Genomic DNA, 19,275 nt, shown 5'->3' with positions numbered 1-19,275 from the left:
TTTCCTTTTGAAAGTCATATGGAGAAGCTAGTTACCAGCCAATTCCGTTGATGTTTGCGTGCTCGACGTCGTTAGAAACGGCGCGCACAACGTCGATGACAGGCACATCGGTCGCCGTGCGAATGGCATCTGCGTAAAGGTCGTTTTTATGTGTCACGATCAGCGCTTGAGCGGTGTCGACAACCTCGCTCAGATCGCTGCGCAGCATGTGTGGCAAGGCGTGCGCCATCTTTTGCAGGCCTGGGCTTCCGTTGCGCACATATGCGAGTTGTCCTGCAAGCGGGGTATCGACGGTGATCGCGGCGTCATGGATCGTGACCTTCACGCCTTCATCGTGCAGGGCGGCAATCACTTCGAGGATCGGGCTTTCGCGAAGATCGTCAGTGCCCTGTTTGAAGGCAAGACCAAGCACACCCACCTTGCGGGCACCTGTCTTGCGCACCATCTCCAGAGCCGCATCAATGTGCGTCTTGTTCGAGACATCCAGGCTTTCTATCATCGGCAGATGCACTCCCTGCTCTTTCGCGATATGGGCGACCGCGCGCACTTCTTTGGGCAGGCAAGAACCGCCATAGGCAAAGCCGGGCTTGAGGTAATAAGGCGACAGGTTCAGCTTGGTGTCCTGAACAAACACATCCATCACGTCATGGCTGTCTACACCAAGAGGCTTGCACAAGCGCCCGACTTCATTGGCAAAACAGACCTTTGTGGCGTGCCAGACGTTATCGACATATTTGACCATTTCGGCCGTCTCAATCGGCGTGACAATCGGCGCGGGATCGACCGCTTCGTAGATGCGGCGCAGGGTGTTTGCGCTGCGATCATCACTTGCGCCGATGACGGTTTTGGGGGGCGCGTAGAAATCCTCAACCGCGACGCCCTCGCGCAGGAATTCTGGGTTGAAACAGACACCGAAATCAACGCCCGCCCTCAGGCCCGATACCTCTTCGATGATCGGGGCCATGAACCCCATCGTGACACCGGGCGGGATCGAACAGCGCATCACGACGATGTGGAAGTCGTTCTTTTGCTCCAGCCCTCGGCCAATCGACCGTGCCGCTGCGGCGATAAAGCTGTGATCGCAACCGCCGTCCGCAGCTGTCGGTGTCCCCACCGAAACAAATGTGACGTCGCTGTCGATGACCGCCTGTTCCAAGTCGTCGGTCGCGGTAACCAAACCGTTGGCAACGCCGTCAAACAGCAGGCCATCAAGGTCTTTTTCATGGATGGGTGAGCGGCCTGCACCAATGGCGGCGATTTTGTCAGCGTCCAGATCGACACCAATGACCTTGTGTCCGAGGCTCGACAAACAGGCTGTTGAAACAGCACCGACATAACCAAGGCCGACGACTGAAATGGCGGGTTTTTCTTCAATGATGCGAAGCGGTGCCAGAGCGCTGCCCTGGCTGGTGGTTGAGTCAAGATCAAACATGTCACTCGTCCTTTGTTAATGGGTTGAGTGATGTTTAGCCCATTGTTTTCGAATGATCTTTTGACTGGGCGTATAGGTTTATCAGACTTTGGATAGGCCCGCTATCCTTTCGGATAGAGCTTCTGAAACGTCTGTTTTGAAACGAAAAGAGGCGGCGCATGACGCGCCGCCCAAGGTGGTGTGAGAGTGCTTTTTTTTCTTGGTTTATGCAGCTCTGTCACGTGCGTAGATATCTTCGTAACGCACGATGTCATCCTCTCCGAGATAGGCACCGGTTTGCACTTCGATCAAATGAAGTTCGACTTTGCCGGGGTTTTCCAGCCGGTGAATGGCACCCAGCGGGATATAGACGGATTGGTTTTCCGAGATCATCTTGACGCTGTCATCAATCGTCACATTCGCAGAGCCTGCGACGACGATCCAATGTTCCGCCCGGTGCATGTGGCTTTGGAGGGACAGGGCTGCACCAGGCTTTACGACAATCCGTTTGACCTGAAATCGCTGACCCAGCGACAGGGTTTCAAAATAACCCCATGGACGGTGATCCTTGGGAAAGCTCTCGGCCTGTTTGGCCTGCTTGGCCTTCAGCTTTGAGACAGCCGTCTTTACCGTCTCGGTCTGGCTCATATCAGCGATCAGCACCGCGTCACCCATTGCGATGGCTGCAATGTTGTTCAGCCCGACGCCGACAAGTTCGACGCCCTCGGTTTCCGAGCGCAAGAGCGTGTCTTTGCAATCAATCGACGTTGTTGCGCCGCTTTGTACGACGCCCGCCTGATCCGCAGCACCGCTTTCCCAGACCGAGGCCCAGCTGCCAAGGTCCGTCCAGCCGCAATCGGTGGGCACAACAGATAGCGTTTCGCAGCATTCCATCACGGCATAGTCGATCGAGATGTCGTGCGCGCTGGCATAGGGTGTTGGATCTAGCCGCAGAAAATTCATATCCTGCTTTGCGCCCTGAACGGCGCGACGCACCGGCATCATGAGCTGCGGGCAGAGCACCTCAAACGTTTCAAGAATTTCGGCAACGCGGAACATAAAGATACCAGCGTTCCATAAGTGGCGCTTTGAGGTCAGGAATTCCTCGGCGCGCTCCACGCTTGGCTTTTCGACAAAGGCCTTGAGCGGTTGTGCATGCGTGCTTTGCGTTGCAATGGGATCGAAGGTTTCGAGATAGCCATAGCCTGTCTCTGGGCGATCCGGCGTGATGCCAAATGTGACCAACTTGCCCGCCGCCGCTGCATCGTATCCGGCCATGATGGCCTTTGACAGGGCCTCTTCGTCGCGGATCGCGTGATCGGAGGGCATGACGAGCAGCGTTGCCTCTGGCTGATCTTGGAGCAACAAGGCCGCTGCCAGGATTGCAGGGGCAGTGTTGCGGCCCTCGGGCTCAATCATGACAGTGGCGTTGTCCACACCTTCGTTGGCCAATTGCTCTGACACGGTGAAACGATAGTCCGCATTGGTCAGCACGATGGGCGATTGGAAGGCAGGTGTTTTAACACGTGCGATGGTTTGCTGAAACAGGCTTGTGTCGCCGTTCAGGGTCGAAAATTGCTTGGGAAAGCTTTTGCGCGACAATGGCCACAGACGGGTGCCACTGCCCCCACACAGAATTACCGGATAGATCATGTTGGTCTCCTTGTCCTCACACTCTTAAAAACCGATGTGATGGGTTTAGCGCAGGCGTGTGGCTGTTGGCCTGTGCCCAACTGGACAGTTCGGCGTCATTTGGGATGGGTGACCTATCCAGTGGTATAGGTTCTGACCTCAAGGCAAAAAGACACGCAGAATCATCGGGCTAGGCAGCAGGTCAATCATGATCGCCAGCGCAAGGATGAATGCAGCAACTGTTGTCACCAACTGGAACTTGGCCATCGCGTTTTGCATTTTATCGGCAAAGGATGTGCCATTGCCCGCAGTTTGATTGCCGCGGTTTGACCATTTCTGTTTACTAAGGTGAAAGATCATAAAGACCTTCACGCAGGCATTGATGATCTGGTTGAAGTACAGAATGAACGGCCAGCTCAGATCGGTGCTGCGCGCATAGCGGTACAGGAATAGGCACAAGATCGTGCGCGACAGGACAATCCAGATCAGGCAATGCGCCAGATACATGGGTTCGACAAACAGGGTCAGGATGGCAAGTGTCGGGCTGACCAGCATTGTCCACATGGCAATGCGCTGGTCGACAAGGCACCACCAGATGAATGGTCTTGCAATGCGAGGACCAAGCGCAATCGCGCGTGCGCCGTTGCGCAGCATGTTGCCGGACCAGCGGCGAAAATTCTGCACCATGCGCCCGGTTCCTGATCCTTCGATCTGTTCAATCGTATAGACGCAGGCATCCGGGACGTAGGTCATCTTGGATCGACACGACAGCAAATGATACCACGTGCTTTTGTCGTCTCCTGAGAGAAAGCGAAATCGCCCCCACAGCCAGTGATCAAGATGATCCGCCTCAATCGTGCGGATGAATTTTTCGTTCGTGATGTTGCGCGCACGAAAGACGCTCATCCGACCCGTCAGGGTCAATACACGATCAGACAGGGCGTGGCTTTGCATCGCCAGCCGCCGCTGCGCAAACCGCATCGACAGCCAGCTTTGAATCCAGCGCGGCCCATAGCAGATGACCTCTTCATTCGTGGTCAGTGCCTGCAATTCAGGGTCGGCCCCAAACATCGAACAGGTCTTTTCCAGCACATCAATGCCATAGACCGCATCGCCATCCATAAAGATCACCAGATCGTCCGGGGCAATCTGCGCGCGGTTCATCGCGCGCAGGATCATCCCGATTGCCATACGTTTGCCCGGCTGGTTTTGGCGGAGAAAGACAAGCTCCGCGTCGACATCCTGAGCGTGGGTTTTGACAAACTGGGTGATGATCTCTTCATCATAGGATGAGCCCGTGCCGATATAAATCGTCGTTGGTATCCCTTCCCGCCTGATTTGACCGATGATTGATCCAATAACCCGGCGCGTGATCGCGGGTTCTTCGTAATAGGTTGTCATCTGGATATGCAGCATCTGGGGGCGCCAGCCCTCACGCCAAAGCCTGTTTGCCCTGGCGCGCATGCCGGGCCAGACGCACCGCGCGTAAATCTCGGCCCGTACCGCATGGGTGAACCACCAGCCAAAACGCCAAACCCCTAAAGACCCGAGGGTAAAGGTGAAGTGGACAAGTTGCGGATCAAAGAAGTTGTTGGGCCAGAAAACCAGCGCCCCGACTAGGACCGAGAACAGGATCGTAAATTGCGCCAGAAACAAGGGTGTCCATTTCTTCAAACCACTGGGAGATGGTCCGGCAAGTGTCGCAAGCCAGGCGTCCAAGTGTTTTTCGAACCCGTAAACACTGTCAGGAGCCTGCATCGTTGCCCCCTGCCCGCGACCCGGCGAAAAGATCGCGGTCCAGCTCAAGCTGTGCTGGCGCGTTCGGACGGAACAGTTTGCGGGATGTCTTTAGCCCGGCCCCCTCAATCTTGAGCGTAACAATCATGCCGAACCGATCAGGGCGCGCGGTATCGCTGCCCGCCTGCAAATCAACCACCGTCGCCGCCATCTGGCGATATTCACCGCGAAAGTTGAACTTTGCCGTGCCTGTCATCCCAAGTGAAACGGAGGTGACCATGCTGTCATCCAGCCAACCCACCGCAGTTCGCGGCGTGTCTTCTTCAACCTCGGCGACCAGGTCACCGCGTCCGACAAAGTGTCCCTTTTCCACATGAACAGCAAAGACAGTCCCGTCCGTTTTGGCGCGAATGACGTATTTGTTCGCGGCGGACTTTCTATGGCGCAGCTCGCGTTTCCAGCGCCGCAAGATCAGCGATTGATCTTCTGCCTGACGTGTAAAGTCAGCGGCAAGCGCGTGGTATCGAGCTGTGCCAACATCGATCCCCTGATCAAAATCCTGTAGACGATTTTGCGCACGCAAGAGCGCCACTGAAACATGGCGGGTGCCCGGATGGTGGTCGTGCAATAGCTGCGAAGCGCGCTCAACCGCCTCCAAAAGGGGCGCGCGATAGTCAGGTTTCCGGGCAAGGTGGTCGGCCAACGCCGTCTGCGCGACTTCCAACGCCCGTTCCGCCAAAAGGACCTCGGCACGCACCTCTTCGACGTCACTTTCGCGGTCTGGATCTTGCAGTCGTGCGATGATGTCGCCCCGCGCAACCATTTCGCCGGGGCGTACGTATAGGCGATCAATGTAACCGGTGTCTGGGGCCAGGTAATGCTCTGTCGGCGCGACAAAGCGACCATGATCCAGCCGGATTGTTGAGAGTCGATCCCAAATATGCCCGCCCACGAAGAGCACCATAAAGGCGGCGAGGAACAGATAGAACACGACATTCCAGATGACCCGCCGCAGGCGGGGTGATGCGGTTTTAACTCCTGCTGCTTCTTCCTCTTCGGTTTCGCCCATCGGCACGAGATCGACAGGTGTGTCGAGGCTGGAAATCATATCGCCAGTGGCAACCATTTTGCCCGACAACACACCTTGATAAAACAGCGAGAGCGTCTCGCGTTGTCTGACCGAAAGGTTTGCAAAAACAAAGTGTTCTGGATCGCTTGTCGGGGCGAGTTTTACGTTGAATGAGATATCCACACCCTGAAACGGCACCGCCATCGCCGTGCCTTGGGTCAAATCATGACCAGCGGGATCAATCCAAATGCCCGCAAGCGACCACTTTTTGCTGATCAGAATCGTCCCGTCCGCTGTTTGGATAAACAGCGGGGCAACGACTGCATACGACAGATCGGGCAGCGGACATTCGTGGCGAATGTTCATTGCATACTCCAGGTTTTTGACCAGCGGCGCTGGTGCTCTCTCACCTGGATTGTTTATCAAAGAGCGCCTGCACGATGGCTGTACCAAGCGGTCAAGCACCAGTTAATAAGGCTAGCGCCCCTATCCTAAAGGATAGCGCCTAAAGTTGGTTCATCAGGGCCGTGCGGGTCTGGGGCCATGCCTCGGTCACGTCCTGCGCTGCGTCTTGTGCGGCGGTGACATCCCCATTGCGCGCTGCCTGCTCAAGCTTGCGCAGCTCTGCCTGAAACGACAACGCCCCCATCATGCCCGCCGAACCAACCGACCGGTGACAAAGATCGCCAAGGGCCGTCAGGCTGTCCGCCTCCAGATGCGCAGGCAAATCGGCCATAATCTTCACAACTTCAGCGTCGAATTTGTGGATGAGGGTTTCGAGCTTCTCTTGCTTGAGGACCGACTTCAGCCCGTTAAAGATGTCTGCGTCAACCAGACCGTGATGATGGGGCGCATGATCTGGTGCTTGCGCGGCATCAATGCGTCCGATGACATCACTAAGGGCAAACGCCAGACTTGATTGCGAAACGGGTTTGTTCAGACAGCCCTGTATCCCGGCGTCCATGAACTGTTCATGTTCTTTCGCCATCGCGTGCGCGGTCAGTGCGAGGATCGGCGTCTCCTTGTTCAACCCGACCTGACTGCGGATCTGGCGCGTTGCGTCGACGCCATTCATGACCGGCATGCTGATGTCCATCAAAATGGCGCTAAAGCGATCACCACCGGCCACGCGCACCGCCTCTTGCCCATTGATGGCCTCTGTGACCAGCGCCCCTTCGCTTTCCAGCATTTCGCGGACGATGGTGCGGTTGATCTCGTTGTCTTCGACCAACAAAATTTGCGCACCACTCAGGTTTTGCCTCTGTGCTTCCGGCACATGATGCGCCGCGTCGTGAGATCGTTCCTGTGCCGTCTGCAAGGGCACCGTGACCGTGAAGGTCGAGCCCTGCCCGACCGCGCTCTCCACGCTGATCACGCCATCCATCCTCTCAATAATCTGCTTGCAAATGGCGAGGCCAAGGCCCGTGCCCGACGCCATGCGGTCATAGGACTTTTCCTGTGTGAAGAAGCGGTCAAACACCTTGGCTTGATCCTGATCCGGGATACCAACACCGTTGTCCGCGACTTTGAACGTCAGATCAACGGTTCGGTCTCTGGCCGTGGCACCTGCGCTCAGCGTAACTGAGCCTTTGTCGGTAAACTTCAACGCGTTGCTGATCAGATTGAAGGCCACCTGACGCAGACGTTGTTCGTCCGCTGACACCCAAAGATGATCAAGGCTGTCCGCCTGCAACACCAGCTGATTTCCGCGCGAAATGGCCGTTGGCTCATTCGTCTTTATCACGTTTTCAAAGAATTTCCTGAGATTGAACACATTCTCAGAAAGCGCCAATTCACCTGCATCAATGCGCGTAATGTCGAGGACGTCGTTGACGTGGTTCAACAGGATTTCACCGGATTGCTGCGCGATGTCGAGGTATTCGGTCTGGTTTGGCTCCAGCTTCGTTTTTCGCATCAATTCGATGGTGCCAAAGATGCCATTCAGCGGCGTGCGCATCTCGTGGCTCATCACCGCGAGGAAGTTTGACTTGGCGCGTTCAGCCTGAAGGGCATCGTCGCGGGCCTGCTTGAGATCGCTCTCCGATTGCAGCCGTTTTGTGATGTCGCGCAGGTAAGAGATAAAGATCGTTCCTCCGGGATCATCCGCCTGCCCGATGGCCAGCTCGACCGTGAACTCTTCGCCGGATTTCCGCATCGCAACGATCTCAATACGCCCTTTGCCGACAAGGTGTGGTTCTTTCGTATCGAGGAACCTTTGCATACCTGCTAGATGCGCGTCGCGCAGATGTGGGGGTACAATCAGATCGGCCATCTGACCGCCCACCGCCTCTTGACGTGTATAGCCAAACACGGCTTCAGCTGCTTCGTTGAACTCAAGAATGATACCTTGGTCATCGGCCACGACGATCGCATCCAGCGAGGCCTGAAAGGATGAATTTAGCCGGGTGTTCGCTTTTTCAACATCTCGGGAAACTCTGCGGAAGGCTCGGTACTGGCGGACCTGCAGATAGCTCATGACGATAAGGAAGACGATCAAGGCAAAGGTAATCGCGGCAGCGATTGTCAAGAGCTGGTAAAAGCTCTCTCGGTTTGCATCAGAGGACTGCGAATTCAGCGCGATACCAGACAGGGCCAAGGCGCGCGCGCTTTGATCAAGCCTGTCGAGCACCGGCAACATGTCCGGCAGTCCTGCCCGCAAGGCATCATCAGGCCCGTCGATCAGTGGGATCAACCCATCCATAGCGCCTTGAAGGTCTGCAAGTGTCTCGGCAAACGCAGCATCCTCGCGCATCGCGGCGAACACGAGGCCTTTTTCCAAGTTCGAAACCCGGCTGTAAGCGTTGTCAAAGCGCCGTTTGATGTGAGCGACATCTGCGTCAGCCTGCTCCGTTGCCGTCAGCACAGTGGAACGCAACGTGAGCAGGTCTACCTCAACCTGGGACAACCCCCACGTCACATTGTCCGCAGGTGCGTCCCGTAACAGGTTCACTTTCTGCCCAATTAGAACAAATAACACCACCAAGGCGGTAATGCTGATCGCGATGATGATTGACGGGACGTTCCGACGCAGTGTGTTCACTCTCATCTTGCCAGTATGCCTGATAAATCCGTCTATTTCACGGCGACGATGCGGTTGAGTTGCCAGATTGAACGGGAAAAGACCACCTCTGTGCGATAGTCCGGGTCCGCATCATAGGGATAGACAATCCACAACGGACCTTTGTCGCGGGGCGACATTTGTTCGCCGTCCATCAGATAGGCAATGATCGGTGCCTGATCGGACACGCCGTCCAGCGGAATTTCCACTATGTAATCGTTAAGGGCGACGGCTTTGATCTTGGTTGCTTCAACGCCCGCATGATCCAACACATCGCGCAGGCTTACCCCGGTGAAGACAACGGGGGTTTCGGTCCAGATCGTAGACGTCGTAAAGACTTGCTCAGGCAAAGCCTGAAGTTGGGCCAGATCCAGCGAAACGACGCCATCAGCGGTCTCATTTTCAATCGCGCCAGAAACGGTCAAAAGCACTTCACCTTCAGGTGCTGGCAATTGTTCGGCACTTGCTGAGGTGACAGCGAAAAAGGCGATCGCGGCTGAAAGGCAAAACAGTTTCATGTTGATATCCCAAACTCACACAGTTGTTGAATGTTGATCTATCGGGCTTCGGATCACATCGCGAACGCGCATGGGTATAGGCTCCTATACGAAAGGATAGGAGCCTTTTAAGTGTTTGTGATTAATCAGTTTAACAGATCGATTTCCACCCCTGCGACGGTTTGATCCAACTTAAACTTGATCCGGTTAACATCTTTGAAGGGCAAAGCAGCAAGCGAGAGCCGCCAGACGTTACTTTGCAATGCTGGGTCGATGCGTTCGGATTTGACAAGTTTGATGCGAAGCTTTTCCCCAGTCGTACTGTAGAGTTCGACAGAGAGCTTTCCGGTCTTTACGCGCGGCGTCGTGAATTGAAGGGATACATCACTATCTGATGCGATTTCATACTTCGCGGATTGCCAGTCATCCCCTATCGCTCCTGAGTAGATATTTTCACGCGTTTCTGGTGCTTGCAACGCCCCAAGCACTTGCCGCAAGCCCGAGACGTTTGTCAGGGGGGTTGTATAAGGTGTTTCCCAAACAACGGTTTTGAAATCGCCAGTCTTTAGGGCTCCACTCAAGATAAAGGCCTCCATCGCGCCGACCATGCCGCCACCTGTGGCCGAGAAGTTCTGGACCTCTTCACCAAATACGTGCGCCAGCGCGCCGGCGACCTGATAGCTGTCGGTCTTGTAGCGATCTGAAAAGCTGGTCCCGACAAGCGCGAGACTGGGCGCGCTCGTATTGCCAAGTAAGGCGTCAGCGCCGCCAGATTTCGCATAACTGGGTGATGCTACGGTTTCGCGTTCTGGTCGCGTGCCACATACCTTTTCGACGACCGCGCTCAACGACCCCTTCTCATTATAGGTGGCATCAAAGGAGAAATCAGCGGCTATTGGTTCGTTAACGCCGAGGCTTCCTGCCAGGAACTTGGCAGACATATAGGCCCCTGTGGGCGTCCAGTGTGTATCGCGCTTAAAGTAAAAGTCGCTAGATGAAACGGACTCCAGCACCTGCGTCAGGTCCGGCGCAACGATGCCAGCTGCGTTCAGTTCTTCGGTATACGCACTGAACGCAGTACGATCTGCTGCAGGGTCATAGCTTTCCGGCAGTGCAACTGAGGGCGCAAAGAGCGGTCGAGGTGGCGCGGCAAGCACACTCAGTGTCACACCACGCTCGGCAAACTCCGCATTGATCGCTTGCCACAGGGTACTCACCTCTTCAGTTACTTCGTATTTGCCCTTCAGTTGATCTGCGCCAACGATCCAACCGCTTTGGGCATCCGCATAAAATGGGCCACGTTTGGCGTATTTCTTGGGCAGCTGATCCTTGTCCATCAACGCTGCACAAAATGGATCGGCCGCCGCGGTGCTTGCTGCAACAACAGCGCCTAGGGTGATTATCTTGGTGAAAAAATTCATCGTTACAGGTCCTTTGAAACATAGCGCACTGGGATTTCCCAGATGACGACTTTGGGTGGAGTTGATTTCAAAAATTCGGAAGCCAGAAAGGCATCCATCGGGGCAAAGGGACCCTGGCCCTCTTGCGCAAAGTTCAAGATATCGGCTTGCAGCGCTTGCTTGAGAAAGCCCTCAAAATGAAACGCGGCGCGCGCGCTGAAACTGGTGCCTACCAAGGCGATCTCAACCCCCGGTGCATCAAACAGGTCGCCCTGGGTGTCGACCTCAGTTTTGAAGGTCTCTATGGCAAACTGTTCTGGTCCAATCAGTGATCGCCATCGGCCCGTTGGCACAAACGAAAGTAGGTCACCGTCGTAAGCGACGCTTGGGCCCTGTGTCGTATTAACCGCCACCCTTGAATAGTCGAGATGTGCCAGATTGGAGGCGATGGCTTCTGCGACCTTTCGGCTGCCCGGGGGGGACCAATGGGTGTCGTCTTTGACGAACACATCTCCGATCTGTGCGGCCTGCTTCAGCGTGGGACGCGCATCCAGAAATGCAACGTCGCGCACCGACAACGCCATACGAAATTGATCCAAACGGCGCTCAACCGCGCTGGGTCGCACAAACTCCAATTCATCAACGTAGACGTCAGATTTATCGGGTATAACCACAGGCAGAACAGTGATGCCCTTACGCCTCAACGCACTCACTGCGCGCGCCACACGTTCTGCGCTCGCGATGATGTTCGCATCAAACGTTTCAGCGCTTTCAAACTCTTCGCTGGTAAAGATCCAACCATCTTTCCCGAGAACAGCTCCGTCTGAACTTTGCCCGAACAAGGCAAGCTTTAATGCTCCGACGGCATCGACGGCAAATGCGCTGGCGGCGTTAGCACCATCGAAGCCGGCTTCATATGCGGTTTGTGCGGTCCCGTTCAAAAGATCGCCGAAGGCAAGTCTTTCTGATTGTTGCAGGTGACCTGAGAGGCCGATGCCTGACAATGCCAGCAGGGTTGCCGAGGCAAAGGCTGCTGAAGAAATTGAATGTGTCATCGCCGGATTCCTCAAAACTGAAAGTACAAAAATGGTGAATGGGTCTGCGCTATCAGTGCGGTGCAAGCGCAGCTCATCAACAGCGCTGCGCCAAAGCGCCGTGCAATTGCGGGCAAATGTGCTGTCATGCTGACCAGCGTCGCGCCACATAGGCTGAGCGCAAAACCCAATAGCAGGGCGGTGATTTCGGTGTTCTGAATTTGCCAGGAATTTTCCTCGCTCAGCGCTATACCGTGAAGTCCCAGCATACCGCGATAAATGGCGATAGCTTGCGCGACATCTTGGGCACGAAACATCACCCAACCAATCATCACGATCAGCATCGTGGCGGGCCATGCAATGGACTTGGGCCAGACGCTTTTTGTGCCCTTGGCCCCGAACATCCGCTCAACGGCAAGCCAACCACCGTGCCATGCCCCCCAGAGAATGAAGGTCCAGTTGGCCCCGTGCCATAACCCGCCCAACACCATCGTCAGCATCAGATTAACGTAGGTACGAAGCGTGCCGCGACGATTGCCGCCCAGCGGCACATAAAGGTAATCACGCAGCCACTGCGACAGGCTGATGTGCCACCGACGCCAGAATTCGGTAATGGACTGGCTCGTGTAGGGCGCATCGAAATTCTCGACAAAACGGAAGCCCATCATCAAGCCCAATCCAATGGCCATGGCCGAATACCCGGCAAAATCAAATAGGAGCTGGATGGAATAGGCCCCGGCGGCGAGCCAGGCTTCGGCTGCGGTTGGGTTTGACAAGGCAAACAGACGATCCGCCAGCGGGGCCACATTGTCAGCGATCAGCACCTTCATCGCCAAACCCTGCGCAAAACGCGCAATGCCGTTGGCAAAAATCTCAACCGAATGCGCGCGCGAGCAAAACTGATCGGCAAGGTCTTTGTAGCGCAGCACGGGCCCTGCGATCAGTTGAGGGAACAACGACCCGAATGCGAGAAAATCAACGATATGGCGCGCTGGCGGTGCGTCTTCGCGGCTCACGTCTACGATATAACTGATCGACTGAAATGCATGAAAACTGATCCCGATGGGCAAGATGATCTGCGGCATTGTGATACCGACGCCGCCAAAGGCTTGTGACAGATCGCCCAACCCACCCAGAATAAACATGGTGTATTTGAAGTAGCCAAGCACAAGCAGAACAGATGTAACGCCGAACCGCAGCGCCCAGGTGCGCCGCTGCTCTGTTGCGCCGTACAACGCGACCTGTGCTGCCAGATAGCTGATCAGCGACATGCCAAACACCACCGCTAAGTAATCCACCCGCCACCAGCCGTAAAAGGCATAGCTGCCCAGCAGGATCACGTAGGACTTCGCCCGGCGCGGGGCAAGATAATACACTGCCAGGAAGAACGGCAGAAATCCGAAGATAAAGATGGCGCTAGAAAAGATCATGGTGATGCTCCGTCCGTCTGAAAGTTATTTGGCCACGGGACCAAAACTGTTTTCGATCAGTTCGATGCCTTGCTCTGTAGCGACAAAGGACAGGTTTTGGCCGCGCTGCAGTTGAACATCGAACGCGCCAAGCGGGTTATCAGCACCCTGCGCAAAAACACCCAGCGATACGCTGACCGGGTTAACCCCGCGCTGGCCGCTCTCACCAGAAGGGACAGCTTCAATAACCGTCGCGGAGTTGTCCGCGAGGCGAAGCTCCAATGGTTGCTGGGTTGTGTTGATCAAGAAGAGAAAGACCTTTGTTTGTCTGTTCCGAGCGGCCTCAACAACTGTAACTACTGACCCGTCGACTTTTCGCAGCACTGTCTGAAAACGCCCTGCCGGAACGTCCTCCAAAGTGGATGAGGAGACAGGGATGTATGCACCTGCGTCGACAAGTGAAAGATCAAAGGTCTTGCCAGCAAAGGATGCTAGGGTCCCTCCTTGAAATCCGACGAAACGAACAAAACTCGCGTCATCCGACGCCGCTTCGGTGTAGAGGCTATTGTCTTGCGCCAGTGCCGAGGAGGCCGCCCAAAAGGCGACAGCGATACACAGAATTCTGAATTCCAAACTAATCAACGGTCCATTCCTTTCAAAGGGTTAGAAGTATTTGGTCATACGCAGATAGACGCGCTTGACAGATGAACGGTCAGAGTAGGCATTACCTGGCTTGAACACGCCCGCGCTCAACTCGATCTTGGTTTTCTTGTTCGGGCGCCACGCCCCAACGATGCTGAACTCGTGGCCAACATGCCGGGACTGGCCGGTTGTCAGCCCTTGAACGCGGGCGACTGGCGCAAAATTGGATGCCTGCATCTGGGCATAGGCATGGGCACGCAGATCGACGGAGAATGTCTTTGAGGGTCGCAGCCCCAACGCTGCGGTGGCGACAACAAGGTTTGACATGTCAGGCTGGAACACCGTTCCAAACCGATGGAACTGGGCTTGGCCCCCATCACGTGCCTTGTTGGAGTTCAGGTCGGGCTGAACGTAGCCGGGGCTTCCCGCTGCCAGGCCCAGTATCAATTGTGGCTTCCAACGGACACCTGAAAATCGGCTAACGAGGTTTGCGTCTATAGCAAAGCCCGAGGACCGACCATTTGCCGCATCACCAAAAACGCTGGCGGCATAAAGATCGTACCCGCCCCGCTCTTTGCCCAGGGTCGCGAGATACCCAGCGATATGCAGGCGCTGCTTGCCCTCAAGGCTTTCAATCAGACCATAAGCACCAATCGCGAATTTCTTAGAAAACCGCTGCGCGTGCACAAATGCATAGGCGCCGCGCTTCTCAAAGGCATCGCGAAAGAGCGCCGCTTCCCAAGCGGTTTTGTCGTCTCTCCACCCAAGATGTATGCCGTCAACTGACGCATCCATGCCCCAGCGGCGCGGTTCAGCAAAGCGCATCCGACCAAATGAAAGCGTGTGCTTGTCGGCCAGCCCGAAACTCAGATGAGCTTCTTTGATTTTGACGCGACTATAGCTGCCGTAGTTCTGCCGATGTGTGGTTTTGTCAGTCTGAGACAACTCAACATGTGCAAAGCCGCGGATCTTTTCGCTAATCTGTGCTTTGAACGCAAAGCTCAGCGTGCCGATGATCTGGAGGGAGCGATCATCGACACCGTCGTTGAGCTTTAGATTATGCTCATCCAAGCGGCTTATGCCAATGCTACCTGAATAGGACAGGCGTTGGCCGATACTAGACTTCGTCTTTTTGCGCTTGTCCGCATCAAAAGCGAGGTGCGAATGATCCCGTGGTTTTTTCTTGGCAAGAGCCTGTTCTGGCAACGCCAGAACAGACAACAACCCAACGCTCAGCGCATAGGTTACGAGCTTAAGTCTATTCGCTACAAACACCATTCAATCCTCACACTGACCGGTGTGAAAGTGATGCCTGTTTGGATCGACTTAAGTGAGCCTCGCGAAAGTCTAAAGCTTGGCCATAATGGCTATCGTTTGTATTCTTTAGTGTAGCTGTCTCTTGGCGCATCCGCTGAAAGAGTTGTCGTTCCTTGTGGGCGTCCCCTTTGAAGTGGTCCGCCCCCAAGAGTTAACAAAGCGGAAGACCAAGGATGAGAAACGCCCCGTGTTTGCCCGAGATTGTTTAGTTCTTCTCAAGCGACTTTGTCGAGTTAGGTCATGTTCTGCTTTTGACAACCAGACCATGACCGACCGGACGCCAACCCACAGGCAAAGGTGTTGCCAAGTACCACGCTCTGAAACACACTTGCCAATCGAAGATGAATTGCTGCCTGAATGTCGATGCGCGCAAGATCACTCGCGAAGAACATGAAGATGCCCGATAGGTTGCTCATGATATTGCCAAGACAAAGCAATATGCGAACTCAAGGCGGTTGCAAAGAAGGTGGAAATGCTCTTCGCCCACCTCAAACGCATCCTCGGGTTGGGTCGATTGCGATTACCGGGACCATGTGGCGCAAATGATGAATTCCTTCTCGCCGCCACCGCCTAAAACCTCAGCAAACTAGCCAGGATCGTTCCTGCACCGCAGCAGGCGCGCAGAGCCTAACAGGAAAAGCGCTTGCGCTCCATCTAGATCGCTACTTTCTGCGCCCGCAACAGGTTGTTTTTCTGCAGAATCGGCGGAAAGCGGGCCTTCGCTGCAGCTGCAACATTCGTTGGCGGAATTGCACTAGTGTCGACTTTCGAACACCCTAAATTCAACAGGTTCCATTCAGCTCAGTTGAAACGAGGATGCCCCAACGCAATTTGGCTGCGTTGGGGCTGTTTGACTTAGTGCGAGTACTTTTTGATTTCACCGCTTTCAAGGCGTGCAGCATAGGAGGCGAGTTCTTTCTTCACTAACTTCATCAGGAAGTAGAGGCAGAAGATATTCACCACAGCCATCGCAAAGATCGCAGCATCTGAGAAGTCGATGACAGGGCCAAGCGAAGCCGCGGCACCAATCACGATGAAAACGCAGAAGATGACCTTGAACGCCAATTCAGACGTCTTGCCCTCACCGAACAGGTAGGTCCATGCTTTTAAGCCATAGTAGCTCCACGAGATCATTGTTGAGAAGGCAAACAGAACCACGGCAATCGCGAGTACATAGGGGAACCAGCTGATGCCGGACGCAAAGGCGGCTGAGGTCAAGGACACGCCGGAATTGCCGTCAATGGTCGCAATCGCCGTGCCTGCTTCGTTCAGCATGTAGTTGCCTGTGGCCTCATCAATGATCAACTGCTGGGAGATCACGATCACCAGGGCGGTCATCGTACAAATCACAACTGTGTCGATCAGTGGTTCCAGCAGGGACACAAATCCTTCGGTGATCGGTTCTTTGGTTTTCACCGCTGAGTGTGCAATCGCCGCAGAACCAACGCCTGCTTCGTTCGAGAACGCCGCCCGTTTGAAGCCTTGGATCAACGCACCCACGAAACCGCCAGCAACGCCAAGACCCGTGAAAGCACCGGCAAAGATCTGGCCAAAGGCCCAGCCGATCTGATCATAGTTCACAAGCAGGATGATTAGTGCAGCACCGACATAAAGGATGCCCATGAACGGCACGACCTTTTCCGTCACATTGGCAATGGACTTGATCCCGCCAACAATCACGGCAAACACTACAGCCGCAAAGACAATGCCAGTGATCCAACCAGGATAGTCGCCGACGATCCCTGAAATCTGTGCATGTGCCTGATTGGCCTGGAACATGTTGCCACCACCAAGCGCGCCGAGGATGCAGAAGATAGAAAAAACCACGGCAAGGATTTTGCCGCCCGGAAGACCGAGTTCGTTAAAACCTTTCGAGATGTAATACATCGGGCCGCCGGACACAGTCCCATCTTCGTATTCGTTGCGGTATTTAACACCCAGCGTACATTCGGTAAACTTTGACGCCATGCCCAAAAGACCCGCAAGGATCATCCAGAAAGTAGCGCCCGGCCCACCAATCCCAACAGCAACCGCAACACCAGCGATGTTCCCCAGACCAACTGTACCCGAAAGGGCTGTTGCAAGCGCTTGAAAGTGACTTACTTCGCCTGCGTCGTTCGGGTCTGAATAGTCCCCTTTGACCAATTGGATTGCATGTTTGAAAAAGCGAAACTGAACAAAGCCGAAGTACAGTGTAAAAATTGTAGCGGCGACAACCAGCCACATGACGATCCAGGGAAAACTGGTTCCCGGGAAGGGCGCAAATATAAGGCTGACAAACGGGCCAGTCAAACTTGCAAAGGCTTGGTTCACCTTTTCATCGATGCCCATCGCTTCCTGTGCCGCGAGTGGACTTGTCGCCATGGCTGCAACCGCGGAGGTCAGCCAGAAGGTTGATCTGTTATTCATGATTTTTCCTATCCCACTACAGTGACAGGCACGTCTGCGTGCATCACAAGGCTTTGTGTTGAGCTACCAAAAACGCGTTTGGCGAAACCATCTGATGAACCTCGACCAACGATGATCTGAGAGGCACCATTTTCAACAGTAAGCCTATTTAACGTCTCAGCCACGTCACCGTGCCGTACGAGACCAGTGGCCTTGAAACCTGCATCTGTCAGTGCGGCAATGGCAGGATCAACGATCCGAGATTTCGCTAACGCGATTTCTTCTTCGCGTCGTTTGTGACGTTGTGCGTTTTCTTCGGCTGTTTGAAACGTGAACGGCGACCATTCAATGACATAGATGGCGATCAGCTCGCATGCATCCATTCTGGCCGCCAGATCTTTTGCGAACGCAAGTGCGCGTTCGCCTGTGTCTGTCCCATCAAGTCCAATGACAATCTTGGCTGTCATTTTGTCCTCCTTGTTTAATTTTCTTTTCTTAGCAGAGAGGCAATGCTCCCAGCGGTTTTGGCAGGTGGCGATACAAAAAAGCGACACACCGCTACTTATAAGTGTAGTTATAATCACTAGAGTTTGTGCATTAAAGTAGGTATTTAGCAGGTGAATTTCGTGTTATACCGAGCAATGGCAGGAGAAATACCTAATGCATGGGGATTTAGATAGAATCGATCAAAAAATACTGAGTGAGCTGGAGGGAAATGGACGGCTATCGATTGTTGATCTTGCGGCAAGGGTAAATCTGACGAATACGCCCTGTTCGGAGCGGGTGAAGCGTCTCGAAAGATCCGGCTACATCAGCGGCTATCGGGCCACCTTGAACATGGACAAACTTGGGCTGGGGCATCTGACAATTGTTCAGGTGTCCCTTGCTGCGACCGCCGGAGACAATTCGCTGGATGCCTTTAACCGCGTTGTGAAAGACATCCCGGAAATCGAGTGTTGTCTTATGGTGGCCGGATCATTTGATTACTTATTGACTGTCCGTACTCGTGATATTTCTCACTTTCGTGAGGTGCTTGGCGACAAAATCAACAAGTTGCCAGGCATCCACCAGACCAACTCGTTTGCTGTCATGGAGACGGTTCTTTGAGTTGTAAGATGCGGAGAAGGCTAACGACAGCAGAGAGCACATTTTGTGAGTCCGGTTTTCATGCTGCGTGCGCCTGCGGCGTGGGAAATGCTGCTGTAGTGTGAGCGGCCTCTAAGGTGGAGCCATCTTCAGCGCTGCAATCCTCCCTTCTCTGGCACCGGAAATTGTCGCCTTCCCGCTCTTGGGTTGGTGGCTGGCCCGGTCGGGCAAGCGCGCGAACTTGGCCGCTGTTTGATTTAAACTCCAATGAACAAGATTGGATGCAATGAGAGCGTCCATTTCTACCGCACTTTGCAAATTCGCCTCCCCCGAATTTTGCGGTCGCAGCGAAGGTCTGCAAATAAGGGCCGCGTTGCAGCATCCGAGGCCGTCGCTGGATGTCCGGTCAGGGCCGTCCCTGCTGATGCTACACTATGCCCTGAGCATACATGCTGTGACTGATCCAACGGCGGCATTGAACCCAACCGCTCATTTGGGGGAGGCAACGAATGTCCCCGCACACAAATGATTGCACTACCAAGTTCGGATATCGCAACAACCGTTGTCTCTCCGATGAAAATACCTTCATTGTACA

14 protein-coding genes and 1 pseudogene are annotated in these 19,275 nt (G+C 54.6%); 2 read left to right on the top strand and 13 right to left on the bottom strand.

Annotated features, from left to right (window positions below; all coding sequences use genetic code 11):
- Window positions 1-31 precede the first annotated feature (31 nt).
- The 11 genes from C8N31_RS05415 to C8N31_RS05365 all read right to left on the bottom strand — a co-directional run bounded on the left by C8N31_RS05415 (window position 32) and on the right by C8N31_RS05365 (window position 15,164).
- The gene (locus tag C8N31_RS05415) at window positions 32-1,432 is read right to left on the bottom strand and encodes a nucleotide sugar dehydrogenase (protein WP_025048479.1); all 1,401 of its coding nucleotides are present in this window, start codon (window positions 1,430-1,432) and stop codon (window positions 32-34) included.
- 204 nt (window positions 1,433-1,636) lie between these two features.
- Window positions 1,637-3,064 carry a mannose-1-phosphate guanylyltransferase/mannose-6-phosphate isomerase gene (locus C8N31_RS05410; RefSeq protein ID WP_025048480.1) on the bottom strand — a complete coding sequence of 476 codons (1,428 nt, stop codon included), beginning with the start codon at window positions 3,062-3,064 and terminating at the stop codon, window positions 1,637-1,639.
- Window positions 3,065-3,202: 138 nt separating this feature from the next.
- Complete coding sequence (locus C8N31_RS05405; protein WP_025048481.1) at window positions 3,203-4,801, bottom strand: glycosyltransferase; 1,599 nt, start codon at window positions 4,799-4,801, stop codon at window positions 3,203-3,205.
- Complete coding sequence (locus tag C8N31_RS05400; protein ID WP_025048482.1) at window positions 4,788-6,215, bottom strand: HlyD family secretion protein; 1,428 nt, start codon at window positions 6,213-6,215, stop codon at window positions 4,788-4,790. The genes C8N31_RS05405 and C8N31_RS05400 overlap by 14 nt, the downstream gene beginning before the upstream one ends.
- A 139-nt stretch (window positions 6,216-6,354) precedes the next feature.
- Window positions 6,355-8,895 carry a PAS domain-containing hybrid sensor histidine kinase/response regulator gene (locus tag C8N31_RS05395; RefSeq protein ID WP_081785688.1) on the bottom strand — a complete coding sequence of 847 codons (2,541 nt, stop codon included), beginning with the start codon at window positions 8,893-8,895 and terminating at the stop codon, window positions 6,355-6,357.
- A 26-nt stretch (window positions 8,896-8,921) separates the two neighbouring features.
- A complete protein-coding gene (locus C8N31_RS05390; RefSeq protein WP_025048484.1) occupies window positions 8,922-9,425 on the bottom strand; it encodes a putative pterin-binding protein in 504 nt (167 codons plus the stop codon).
- Between the two features lie 125 nt (window positions 9,426-9,550).
- Window positions 9,551-10,825, bottom strand: a complete 1,275-nt coding sequence (locus C8N31_RS05385; protein ID WP_025048485.1) for an alginate O-acetyltransferase AlgX-related protein — start codon at window positions 10,823-10,825, stop codon at window positions 9,551-9,553.
- Window positions 10,826-10,827: 2 nt separating this feature from the next.
- Complete coding sequence (locus C8N31_RS05380; protein WP_025048486.1) at window positions 10,828-11,859, bottom strand: alginate O-acetyltransferase AlgX-related protein; 1,032 nt, start codon at window positions 11,857-11,859, stop codon at window positions 10,828-10,830.
- An 11-nt stretch (window positions 11,860-11,870) separates the two neighbouring features.
- Window positions 11,871-13,268: an MBOAT family O-acyltransferase gene (locus tag C8N31_RS05375; protein WP_025048487.1), complete on the bottom strand. Its 1,398-nt coding sequence runs from the start codon at window positions 13,266-13,268 to the stop codon at window positions 11,871-11,873.
- 24 nt (window positions 13,269-13,292) lie between these two features.
- Window positions 13,293-13,889, bottom strand: coding sequence for an alginate O-acetyltransferase AlgF (locus tag C8N31_RS05370; RefSeq protein WP_025048488.1), 597 nt, complete (start codon window positions 13,887-13,889; stop codon window positions 13,293-13,295).
- A gap of 21 nt (window positions 13,890-13,910) precedes the next feature.
- Window positions 13,911-15,164, bottom strand: coding sequence for an alginate export family protein (locus C8N31_RS05365; protein WP_170116152.1), 1,254 nt, complete (start codon window positions 15,162-15,164; stop codon window positions 13,911-13,913).
- A 329-nt stretch (window positions 15,165-15,493) separates the two neighbouring features.
- On the opposite strand from C8N31_RS05365, the pseudogene C8N31_RS05360 reads away from it, so the two are divergent.
- A pseudogene (locus tag C8N31_RS05360) lies at window positions 15,494-15,780 on the top strand (transposase); the annotation flags it as partial.
- 281 nt (window positions 15,781-16,061) lie between these two features.
- Here C8N31_RS05360 and C8N31_RS05355 read toward each other — a convergent pair.
- Window positions 16,062-17,615: an alanine/glycine:cation symporter family protein gene (locus C8N31_RS05355; RefSeq protein WP_025048491.1), complete on the bottom strand. Its 1,554-nt coding sequence runs from the start codon at window positions 17,613-17,615 to the stop codon at window positions 16,062-16,064.
- 8 nt (window positions 17,616-17,623) lie between these two features.
- A complete protein-coding gene (locus tag C8N31_RS05350; protein ID WP_025048492.1) occupies window positions 17,624-18,061 on the bottom strand; it encodes a universal stress protein in 438 nt (145 codons plus the stop codon).
- Between the two features lie 193 nt (window positions 18,062-18,254).
- On the opposite strand from C8N31_RS05350, the gene C8N31_RS05345 reads away from it, so the two are divergent.
- Complete coding sequence (locus C8N31_RS05345) at window positions 18,255-18,701, top strand: Lrp/AsnC ligand binding domain-containing protein (protein ID WP_025048493.1); 447 nt, start codon at window positions 18,255-18,257, stop codon at window positions 18,699-18,701.
- Window positions 18,702-19,275 lie beyond the last annotated feature (574 nt).

Source organism: Sulfitobacter mediterraneus (assembly GCF_003054325.1).
GTDB lineage: Bacteria > Pseudomonadota > Alphaproteobacteria > Rhodobacterales > Rhodobacteraceae > Sulfitobacter > Sulfitobacter mediterraneus.
The sequence above is the reverse complement of the archived record's forward strand: the minus strand, read 5'-3'. Positions and strand labels throughout refer to the sequence as shown.